The 10,807-nt window shown below is 34.1% G+C and carries 9 protein-coding genes and 1 pseudogene; 3 read left to right on the forward strand and 7 right to left on the reverse strand.

Annotated features, from left to right (window positions below; all coding sequences use genetic code 11):
- Positions 1 to 389: 389 nt before the first annotated feature.
- Entirely contained in the window at positions 390 to 1,385 is a 996-nt protein-coding gene (locus tag F9279_RS08200; protein WP_193224513.1) for a metal-dependent hydrolase, read from the forward strand.
- 4 nt (positions 1,386 to 1,389) lie between these two features.
- The gene (locus F9279_RS08205) at positions 1,390 to 2,529 is read left to right on the forward strand and encodes an MGDG synthase family glycosyltransferase (protein ID WP_152112309.1); all 1,140 of its coding nucleotides are present in this window, start codon (positions 1,390 to 1,392) and stop codon (positions 2,527 to 2,529) included.
- Between the two features lie 74 nt (positions 2,530 to 2,603).
- On the opposite strand, the gene F9279_RS08210 is transcribed toward F9279_RS08205, so the two are convergent.
- The 4 genes and pseudogenes from F9279_RS08210 to F9279_RS08225 form a co-directional block, all read right to left on the reverse strand.
- On the reverse strand, positions 2,604 to 3,425 hold the full coding sequence (locus F9279_RS08210; RefSeq protein ID WP_152112310.1) for an alpha/beta fold hydrolase: 822 nt from the start codon (positions 3,423 to 3,425) through the stop codon (positions 2,604 to 2,606).
- Positions 3,426 to 3,725: 300 nt separating this feature from the next.
- Positions 3,726 to 4,291 (reverse strand): annotated as a pseudogene (locus tag F9279_RS08215) (LURP-one-related/scramblase family protein).
- A gap of 158 nt (positions 4,292 to 4,449) precedes the next feature.
- A complete protein-coding gene (locus F9279_RS08220) occupies positions 4,450 to 5,055 on the reverse strand; it encodes a hypothetical protein (RefSeq protein ID WP_152112311.1) in 606 nt (201 codons plus the stop codon).
- Between the two features lie 101 nt (positions 5,056 to 5,156).
- A complete protein-coding gene (locus F9279_RS08225) occupies positions 5,157 to 6,554 on the reverse strand; it encodes a vWA domain-containing protein (RefSeq protein ID WP_152112312.1) in 1,398 nt (465 codons plus the stop codon).
- A gap of 419 nt (positions 6,555 to 6,973) precedes the next feature.
- On the opposite strand from F9279_RS08225, the gene adhP reads away from it, so the two are divergent.
- Entirely contained in the window at positions 6,974 to 8,011 is a 1,038-nt protein-coding gene (adhP, locus tag F9279_RS08230; RefSeq protein WP_152112313.1) for an alcohol dehydrogenase AdhP, read from the forward strand.
- Between the two features lie 197 nt (positions 8,012 to 8,208).
- Here adhP and F9279_RS08235 read toward each other — a convergent pair whose 3' ends face one another.
- From F9279_RS08235 to F9279_RS08245, 3 genes are all read right to left on the reverse strand, one after another.
- Complete coding sequence (locus F9279_RS08235; RefSeq protein WP_152112314.1) at positions 8,209 to 9,165, reverse strand: TRM11 family SAM-dependent methyltransferase; 957 nt, start codon at positions 9,163 to 9,165, stop codon at positions 8,209 to 8,211.
- A 149-nt stretch (positions 9,166 to 9,314) separates the two neighbouring features.
- Positions 9,315 to 9,794, reverse strand: a complete 480-nt coding sequence (locus F9279_RS08240) for a hypothetical protein (protein WP_152112315.1) — start codon at positions 9,792 to 9,794, stop codon at positions 9,315 to 9,317.
- A 192-nt stretch (positions 9,795 to 9,986) separates the two neighbouring features.
- On the reverse strand, positions 9,987 to 10,439 hold the full coding sequence (locus F9279_RS08245) for a helix-turn-helix domain-containing protein (protein ID WP_152112333.1): 453 nt from the start codon (positions 10,437 to 10,439) through the stop codon (positions 9,987 to 9,989).
- Positions 10,440 to 10,807 lie beyond the last annotated feature (368 nt).

Here is a 10,807-nt window from a genome sequence, read left to right on the forward strand (position 1 = left end):
TGAGTATACTCTAACTAGACTCCTAAAATCAATAAGGAATCTACTTTTATTTGGATGAAATAGTCTATTCATTTTTATCTATAAGGTTTTTTTAACAGACTTAGCTGTTTTATCCAACTACAATTTTGTGAATAGGAATAACTTTATTGCATAAATAGCATGGAAATCATCTATTAATCTATAAAGAGTTTTTTACATAGAATCTATACACAATCTTTACACTAAATTATGAATGAAGAAACACACACAAAATATAATGAAGAGGAAATACATATATTCAAAAGGTTTATTTATGTTCCTTGGAGAATTTAAAAACTAACAGCTTCACTTCAAGAACTAAATAATCTGTTCTATTATGCATTTGTTAAAAAATGATAAGGAGTGATTATATGGATACGAGTTCTCACATCATTATGGGTCTTGGCTTAGCTGCACTTGCGCATATAAATCCAGTTGTCGCAAATCATTCTACCCTTTCACAGGCTGTCATATTCGGTACAGTAATCGGTTCAAATGCACCTGATTTTGACTTTGTCTATCGACTACGAAGCAAGGGCAGTTATATTCGCAATCATCGTTCCTGGTCTCATTCCATTCTAGCTCTGCCTTTATGGAGCCTCGCCGTTTCAGGTATTATTTATGCCCTATTACCAGCTTCATCTTTTCTCCACCTTTTCTTATGGACATTCTTAGCAGTAATTCTACATGTATTTTTTGACTTATTTAATGTACATGGAACTCAAGTTTTACTACCCTTCTCTAAAAAGTGGGTTGCTTTTGACACACTTCCATTAGTGGACCCTACTATTCTATTCGTACATATACTAGGTTTTTCCCTTCTACCTTTTTTCGAAATGGGTACCATATTTTCCGTCATCTATCTATTTATTTTTCTGTACCTTACTGTTCGTGCTCTTTCAACACTTGCAGCAAGGAGAAAGTTGCAAAACCATTTTCAAAACTCCATACGAATAAAATTAATCCCACGTATTTCCTTGTTTCATTGGGATGTCATTATTGAAACAAATGAAGATTTCTTATTTGGCGCTTACTCTAGGGGTAATCTAGTGGTCGAACATTCTCTTTCAAAAAAAATAGACTATCCTGAGCTAGTCTCTGATAGTAAAAGTCACCCTCTTATTTCTGATTTTCTTTCTAGTACCCAATATGCCTATCCACTTGTTCATACAAGAAAAAATGGATATTTCATATATTGGAGAGATCTTCGTTTTCGTACGAAGAAGTTTTTTCCAAGTCTTGCTATTATCGCCGTATCGTCTGATAACCAAACGAGAAAGGGGTTTATCGGTACGCTACACTCCTTAAAACAATACAAGCAGGTAATCAAACAATTAAAAAATACTGTATTCTTAAAAAAGGGCTGATACTATGGAAAAGAAAATCTTAATTATTTCATCTGATATTACTGGGCATGGACATAAGAGCATCACAGAATCTCTGTGTGAAAAAGTTCAAACGCACAATGAAGTCGAAATTTTTGTAGTAGATGGTTTTTCACTTGGTAAAAAGTTGCTACTAAAGATTGGGCAATCCTACGGTCCCATTACGAGAAACTCAGAAAACCTTTGGAAAATGATTTGGAAATTCTCTGCTAAAAAGCCCCAGTTAGTAGATAATTTTATTGAAGCATTAATACGAGACAACTTCTTAAAACTACTGGATGAGGTAAAACCAGATATTATCCTTTCTGTTCATCCTAATTTTAATGGATCTATTTTAAATATATTAGAGAAACAAAATATACAGATTCCATTCTTCACTTTGATTGCTGATCTTGTAAACATCTTTCCTCTATGGGCTGATAAGAGAGCCAGTTATATTATTAGCCCTACCTTTGAAGCACAAAATAAGTGTCTTGAATTCGGTATTCCAGATGATAAAATAATTGTTTCCGGTTTTCCAGTTCGTTCTCGATTTTTCCCTAAAAACTATAGTCAGCGCAAATTATATGAAAAAGGACAATCTTTGACATGCTTGGTTATGAGTGGTGGAGAAGGTGTAGGAAACATGAAAAAGATAGCAGAAAACCTACTGAATAATTTTGATTGTAAGGTTAAAATCGTAGCTGGAAAAAATGCACAGCTTAAAAAGAAACTAGAAATGTCTCTAAGAGCAAAATATGGAGAAAGAGTAGAAATTTATGGTTTCACAAAAAACATCCATGACTTAATGCTTTCTTCAGATATTGCATTTACTAGAGGAAGTCCTAATGTTATGTTTGAGGCAATAGCTACTAATACACCGCTCATTATTACCGGTGCTTTACCTGGCCAGGAAGAGGATAACCCAACATTTGCAGAGAACTTCAATTTAGGAGTAGTATGCAAAAATCCTAAACAAATAAAATATACCATAGCTAATTTACTCCAAAATGATGGAGAGAAATTAAATGAAATGATTTTAAGCCAACGCAATTTTATTAATACAAACGCAGCAGAAGAAATTCTACAATTCATTCTGGAAGTTGGAAATCCTTATTATGAAGAAGCGAAAAAGAAGCTTTCCTAAAAAGAAAAAGCTAACTTAGAGGTCCTTGATAAAGTACCTTTCAAGCTAGCTTTTTTTCTTCATTTTTTAACGAGTCATATCGCATGCATCATTATATTTTTAAGAACTAGATCTGGTCTTTCCTCTGTAATTAAATGCCCTGTTTTTTCATATGTAATTAACTGAGCATCTGGTAAATCACTTACTAGTCTTTTACCAATTTCCAAAGGAACCACTCTGTCTTCTTCTCCCCATATTAATAATGTTGGAACATGAATATCCCGAAGTTGTGTAGGTAGCAGATCTCCCTCACGATGACGTAGAAGCCTTGTTAATGCTTTATAAAATCCTTTTTCAAGCAGAGGCTTACCGAACTCTTCCATCATCTCATCATCAATTAACGATTGATCAAAAAAAACATTACTTAGATGATGTTTAACATCCTTTCTTTGAATATAGTAATACACAAATTTTTCAAAGTAAGGTAAATAAGACGTCAAAACAAGCGATTTTCTTGCTCGCTTCAAATAACCTGAACTACATAGTAATACTAATTTGTTCATTTTCTCTGGAGCTAGTAGAGCCATATTTAAGGCAATCTGACCTCCCATAGAGTGAGCAACAATATGAGAATTAGATAAACCAAATATCCCCATACAATCAAGCATTAGCTTCGCATAGTTTTGAAAGCTATAGATAAACGAAGTAGATTTCTCACTTTTTCCAAATCCAGGTAGATCAACAGCAATCACAGAATAATGTTTTTTAAGAAAAGGAATAATTCTGCGAAAGGTATAGGTCGAAGAAGCAAAGCCGTGTATTAAAAAAATTGGTGGTTTATCGTTTAATAGGTATTCACAGTACAGATTAACTCCTCCAACGTTAAGGTAGGTTTGATGTAATTCACTATTCGTCAATGCTTCTGCCCCTCCATGAATAATTGTTTTTGTTATTATTCATCAAATGGAGTTGGAGAATACAGGAAATGAGAATATATTTTATTGGTTTTTCTAGTATAGTTTTGGAATATTGTTGGTGGTGCTTTTTACTATGGGGTTTTATTTTGGCGAAGAGTCTATAGATTTTTATTTACTTTTTGGGTATGTGTTTTCTATATTATGATAAGAAAGCATGTGATGTGTATATATGGTATAGCTTCACATGCTTCTTTCGCTCTTTAAGATAAGCAGTTAATCTTTTACTCTTCATTAATAACTCTAGCTACACCTTGACCGCATTTTTTTACATTGATGCAGTGCTGCCTCATCAGCCTTCACACAATCAATTGCTTCAACTAACGCAATAATGATAGACTCCATATCATCTTTTAATACTTCGACTTTGTAGCTATCCCCCCAAGTGAACCACTCTTTGCTCACTTTCCCAATCACTTCGCCATGCTGTAAGACGTGAAAATCCATATCCCACCAGTTGCCCTTAACTTCAATACCTGCTGCAGCAATCGTATAATGTGCCTTAAAGAAAGAAAACTCCTTCTTAATTGTTAAAATTTTTGACCGTTTACCTCGACAAAAAACTTCGGCAACCAACTAAACATCTTTTTCGTGATGAGTGCAACTTCTTTTCTTGTTATATCTTGAATGGAGTATTTCTTTGGAAGTTGCATAAAGCTCCCCTCCACATAATAAACATCCTTTTCCTGCTGATTCTTAACTGTAAACTTGCCACTTAGGCTAAATACCTTTTGTTTTATATAGAGTTGTTTCATTTTTAAGAGATCCTTATAATAAGAATCTATAAATATATCAGTATTTTTTATCATTCACCTTTTTAGTATCTAAAATTTATAGTTAAGGTAATAATTCTACTATCAACCATTATCTTTATATTTTCCTATACAAATAGTTAACTGTCCATATACTCCGGCTCACCTTATTAAAATGAAGTGAAGCCAACTTAGAGTTCCAATCAATTTATAACTTAATGTTCTGCTTCCTCAAGGTATTCTCTAACACTAACTGCGTAATGACTGTTTGGAAGGTAGGAAATCTCTAGCGATTTTCCAGATAAGTTTTCATGATAATAGCTTCTAGAAATATCCAAGGAATAAACATCTAATGTAAGATCATTAAATTCCAGTTCCATTAGAAATTCAGTCCCATGTTCAGGATCATCAAACTCCGCTCCAGTTGGGACCGCTACAATTTTTTTAAACTGTTTGTTTTCAAAGGCTGTCTTATCTTTATAAATTAAGGTAGCAGTTTCTATGAATGAATAGCTACCTAATAGCATGAAAGAAACAATGAAGAAACAGATAATCTTAGCAAACCAATTTCTTGTACCTATGATTATGGCAATAAACATAATACTAAAGCAGAGGAAAATGCTTGTAACACTGTATGCACCAATCATTTCAGAGATAATGAAATTTTCATCTATTAGTTCAGATATCCCCCATAAAATAATTGTAATAATGAAGAAAAGTACAGAAATGAATGCGGTTAAACCAGCAATACTTTCTCTACTATACTTACCTAGCCAAGAGCTACGCTTAACTCTTTTTTTCTTTTTCAGCTTTTTTTTCATACTACTTCACCTCCGATATGAAGTCATATTTAAATTAACATGTACCTGACTGGAAAAAAAGGTGTGTCCCCTTAATTCTTGAAAGAAGGGGACTATTCTTCCTACTCTTGCCATTGCTGACGCCACTCTTCAACTTTAGCATCAATTTCTTTTTTCGTTTGCTCTCTTTCCAGTTCTTTTTCCTCTTTTATTTCTGAAAAATGATTATTACGTATATCTTCCGAAGACTGTGCTAATTTCAAAATTTGACTCTTTACATCTGTGTTAATAAAGTTCTCGTTGTTTAAAAAATAGACAGCTTGTTGTATCCGATTTAATTCTGCACTAGAAGCGTAATATAAAGGGTTATAAATCTCATTCATACGCTCCATTGCCTCGATCGATTGCTGTAGCGTCACTCCTTGTGTCCATACAAGCTGCCCAAGCGTTGGTTTCCATTTTTTCGTTATTTGAACTTCAAGTTCTGCAGGATCATCTACCGTGATATACTCTCCACCTCCAGAATCAGCCACTTGCTTTAATTGCTGTTGGCCTTCGTTATCAACATTTAAACCAATAATATTGATAGTAGCTTTGATACTTTGATCTTGGAGTTGCTTGGCTGCTGCAACAGGATCCCCATCACATGTTTCCACTCCATCACTCACTATATAAACCTGATTATAGTATTCATCTGATGGATATGCTTGCAGAATTTCCCCTGCTTTATTGATTGCTCCAGCTAATGGGGTCCAGCCACTTGCCTGGAATGAATTTAGCGAGTTTGTAAAATCTTCAGCTTGATAAGTTGATAAAGGATACACTATTTCCACTGATGAACAGGATTTTGCTTTATCAGAATCGGCAGATGAACCAACATGTCCATATGCCATTAACGAGACACTGGCATCACTAGGAATTTGCTCTACGAACTTGCTAATTGCTACTTTTGCTTGCTCCATTCTTGTTTGGCCTGCTACAACCTCTTTCATACTGCCGCTTGCATCCATTAATACCAAAGTATTTACTTTCTTTTGCTTTGTAGTTACCTGATCCTCTCCATTTGGTAACTCCGGCATTACATATCCATGTTCATATAAAGTTAATTGGTCATAGTAGTTTTTATAATTTCCTGATCCAAGCATATAAACTAGGTAATCATATATCTCCTCACTGCTTAGGTTTTTATGTTTAGTAAAATAAGTTTTGAGCTCTTTCTCCACAATGGGATTGAACGTTTGCTCAAGAAAATCCAAGTATTTCTGTCTATCCCAACTTTCCAATGTTTCTAACTTTTGATCCATATGCTTCTCAATCAATACGCCCGCTTGTTGATCAATCATTTCTTCCACTGTTCTAGCAGCAGTTGGTATTTTCACTTCAACCTTTTCATCAGTTGCTGCAGTTTGGGTAGGCTTTGCATTCTCCGATTGAAGTTGATCTTGATCCTTTGCACACGCTGCAATTACTACTAATGATAGAATACAGCTTAATATTGCGCCTCTTTGAATAAGATTCATCTATTATCCTCCTTCTAGATCATTTCCTTAATTTTTTATACGTTCTAAAGTAAGATAGGTTTCTGAGACTTTTGGTATAATCTGCCTTGAAAGAACCAGGAATTTATTCCTACAAGCTAACCTTCAGAAGCTACATGCTTCTATAAGAAACACATATGTTTTATTAGTAAGCTAATCAATTCCGCCAGTAATTATGTTGTTTCAAACAATTACTCTTAGCTTTTAATACACCTAATTATGCTATATAACAATATTTCAATATTTGTTCAATATTTCACAATATTTTCATATGATTCCATGCTATGATGAAATTGTGCTATTGGTAAAACATTACATTAGTTAGAAAGGTGAACATAATAGTCAAAATATTACCTTTCTTAAGAACCCATGTATATACTTAAACGTTAGGAGAGATGAACATGCAAGCAGTAGTAGTCAATCAAAAAAGTAGAGCAAACGTTGAAGTTATGGAGAAGGAATTAAGACCCTTGAAAGCAGGTGAAGCATTAGTAACTGTAGAGTACTGCGGGGTATGTCATACTGATCTTCATGTAGCTGCTGGTGATTTTGGTAATGTGGAAGGTCGCATCCTTGGTCATGAAGGTATAGGTATTGTTACTAAAGTAGCTGAAGATGTTACTAGCTTAAAAATTGGTGATAGAGTTAGTATTGCCTGGATGTTTCAATCTTGTGGAAGATGTGAGTATTGCACAACTGGTAGGGAAACATTTTGTCGGAAAGTGAAGAATGCTGGTTATAGCGTTGATGGCGGAATGGCAGAACAATGTATTGTAACTGCTGATTATGCTGTGAAAGTACCTGATGGACTAGATCCAGCTCAAGCTAGTAGTATAACATGTGCTGGAGTTACTACGTATAAAGCCATTAAGGTCTCTGATATTAAAGCTGGTCAATGGATTGTTGTCTATGGTTGTGGTGGATTAGGAAACCTTGCAATCCAATATGCTAAACATGTATTCAATGCCAAAGTGATAGCAGTAGACATTAATGATGACAAGTTAACATTAGCTAAAGAAATAGGCGCAGATATGACTATTAACCCTATTACACAAGGAGATGCTGATAAGATTATTCAAGAAAAAGTCAGTGGAGCACATGCCGCAGTTGTAACAGCAGTATCTAAACTAGCATTTAATTCCGCTGTCAATGCAGTGCGTGCCTGTGGTAAGGTTGTTGCAGTAGGTTTACCTTCAGAAACAATGGATCTAAATATCCCAAGATTGGTGCTTGATGGTATTGAAGTAGTAGGATCGCTGGTTGGCACTCGTAAAGATTTAGAAGAAGCTTTTCAATTTGGTGCTCAAGGTCTGGTAGTACCCCTTGTAAAAACTCGTTCCTTGAATGAAATACAAGATGTATTCGAAGAAATGGAACAAGGTAAGATCCAAGGTCGTATGGTAATCGATTTTAAACAGCACAAATGTACTAATTGCTAGTTTGAAATCATTTATTTATCTAAACATATAGTGCGTAACTCTTAAAAATTACGAGTAGATTTCAATAAGAATGGAAGTCACTGAAATCTATATCAATCATTATATTAATAGCATTAAGAGAGGTGGGATCACAAGTAAGAACTTGTTACCCACTTTTTTAATACTTTTTGGTTTAAATCTTCTAAACTCTCTATGCATTAATAACAAACAATTATCTGACGTATAAATTTCCCCTTTGGAACTTCACACCGATCAACTATTTTAAAACCCGCTTCACTAAGTATCTCATCTATATCTTCCGTTGTCACGATGACCATTTTTTTAGCAAAGCGACGTGCGCATTGGAGCATTTCCAACTTTTCCTTATCTGAAACGACTGAGCAAAGATTATATGGCATATCTATAATTGCAACATCATACATTTCTGTTATGTCTCTCATATCCCTTAAGAATACAGGTCCAGATAGCCCAAAATGAGAGAGATTTCCTCGAATTCCTTTCATTACTAAAGGATTATAATCACTACCTGTGATATCTACTCCCATCGATAAAGCCTCCACCAGTACCGTGCCAATGCCGCAACATGGATCAATCGCATTAACGTCTTTTATTTCTGGAACTGCAATATTCACTATTGCTCTGGCTACTCGTGTAGGTAATGCGGTTGAATAGTTATGAGGCTTTTGTTGATGAATAAGCCACATACCTTGATTTTCCGAATAGTATCCGAAAAACCACACTCCTTTTACCTTCGTAATAGCGAATACTATCTCAGGATGATGGAGATTTGCTACACCTGGAATTAAACATGCAACTTGTCTAGCGATCTCCTTTCTTTCTTGAAATTCCATTTTGTCTAGGAGTTCTATACCTCGATAATTGATTCCAATTGCCTTGAATGTACCTTTCAATGAAGGCATTTCCCGAACCTTTATTAATAAGTCTTCCAAGCTATTACACTTAAAAAGAACCTCTATTCTCTCTTTTATAAAGGGACTCTTACTTGGGTCTATGTTAATTGAGCTCTCTAATACAAATGTTTGTAAATGAGAGTGAAATAGAGAACGAACTTCTAATTGGCATAAATTCTGTTCTTCTTCTGCATAATTGAACATATATAAATAGGAGTTGGGCACTAAACTAGTTTGGCTCAAGTTCTATCTTCTCCTTTTTCTTGGATAAGTCTTGGGGTTTTATTAAATCTCAAAACGCCATACTCTTCACTAGGAGTATGGCTACCTTGTTTCTACTTTTGAACTTCTTACTTTAAAGCCCATTACATTTTCTAAACATTATATGCTTTTTAGATTCGAGATTTTTTAAAACCCTCTTCTTTCAAGTATTCACATGCTTCCTCATAGCCTGAAAAACTATCTTCTAGATTTACCCCAGCGTATATATTCCAAAAGCCTTCTTCTTGGAGAAGTAGGAGCTCCAAATTTTCAGCATTAACCCATCTTTCTTCTTTCATTGATTCTTCGATAGTAGTCTCTTCTTCTAGTGTATTAGGAACTAATGATTGAATTGATTTTTCAATAATTTCTCTTAGCTCTTCCCTTGAAAAATCTCGAATATTGACCATACCTTTATCATCCGTAGCGTACTCATCTAGCTTGTACGCATATACAAAGCCATTTCCATTAGGATGTAAGTGATACACTACATTCTTTTTTTCACTTGCCTCTTCCATATAATGAAAATTAACACGTTTTAATGAAACATTCTTTCGTTCCAATTGAGGAAACGATTCTATAACTTTAAGCTTATCTTCAAATGATAACATATTTGCCTCCAAGGTTTTTTGCTCATTATATCATTATAAGAAGTCATTACCTATGATTTAGTAAAATGAGATTATTCTTTCCATTTAATATTTCTTAAAGTGAAAGTATTAGTTAGATCTATTTTGTATACTGCAATTTGTACAGATTATAATTAAGCAGAGCAATAACAAAAGCGGGTTTTATTCATTTAATCAAATATATTTATCTTTCAATTGGTCGCTTCCAATACCACCAATAACCATTAAAATTAGTGGTAAAAAGTTAGTAATCGCTTTCGGTAAGCCTTCTAGTATCAAAATATTTGTATCAAAAAAATAATTTAAAGCAATAATAATTATTTTTGAAATTAACAAAAAGACTCCTAATAAAAACACACCATCGAACAAAACCTTCCACCTTGGATATGCTAATTTCTTACTATCTTGTATTACTTTCTCTTTCAATTCTTCATCACTCCTTAATAGTTCATCTATCGTAATACCAAATAAATCACTTAGATCAATGATTACCTCGATATTTGGATAGTTTTTACCTGTCTCCCATTTTGAAACGGACTGGCGACTAACATGAATTTTTTCAGCAAGTTCTGTTTGTGACCAGCCCTTTTTTTCTCTTTCTTTTTTTAATCGTTCACTAAAAAACATATTTCTCATCGCCTTTCCTTACAATTTTATTATTAAAGAAGTGAATAGATGAAGTAAAGCTAGTTCTAGGTGCATCAAGGCGCAACCTTAAGTTGCCACATAAAATGTTACCCAAAATTGAGGGCTCTCAGCAAATTAATGTTTTATTTGTAATCAATACAACTTATCTTATCCTTCAAGAATACAATGATACAAAGCGGGAAAATCCCCCTTAATAAAAAAGAAGGATACTGGATTGATTCAATTAAAATGGTACCTGTAGTTAGGACACTTGAAAAAGAGTGTTTTATCTACAGGTATTTTTTTATATACTTATAATTACTAAATAGGGATTAGAGGACAACATGAGTAGAATAACATTTTCAATT

Origin of the sequence: Bacillus sp. B1-b2 (assembly GCF_009183415.1) — a bacterium.
In the GTDB taxonomy this organism is placed as follows: domain Bacteria; phylum Bacillota; class Bacilli; order Bacillales; family Cytobacillaceae; genus Niallia.

What these genes read in the sequence shown, in the direction of transcription:
- F9279_RS08200 (WP_193224513.1), top strand. Translation starts at nt 390, where the DNA reads ATGGATACGAGTTCTCACATCATTATGGGTCTTGGCTTAGCTGCACTT.
- F9279_RS08205 (WP_152112309.1), top strand. Translation starts at nt 1,390, where the DNA reads ATGGAAAAGAAAATCTTAATTATTTCATCTGATATTACTGGGCATGGA.
- F9279_RS08220 (WP_152112311.1), bottom strand. Translation starts at nt 5,055, where the DNA reads ATGAAAAAAAAGCTGAAAAAGAAAAAAAGAGTTAAGCGTAGCTCTTGG.
- F9279_RS08225 (WP_152112312.1), bottom strand. Translation starts at nt 6,554, where the DNA reads ATGAATCTTATTCAAAGAGGCGCAATATTAAGCTGTATTCTATCATTA.
- adhP (WP_152112313.1), top strand. Translation starts at nt 6,974, where the DNA reads ATGCAAGCAGTAGTAGTCAATCAAAAAAGTAGAGCAAACGTTGAAGTT.
- F9279_RS08240 (WP_152112315.1), bottom strand. Translation starts at nt 9,794, where the DNA reads ATGTTATCATTTGAAGATAAGCTTAAAGTTATAGAATCGTTTCCTCAA.
- F9279_RS08245 (WP_152112333.1), bottom strand. Translation starts at nt 10,439, where the DNA reads ATGTTTTTTAGTGAACGATTAAAAAAAGAAAGAGAAAAAAAGGGCTGG.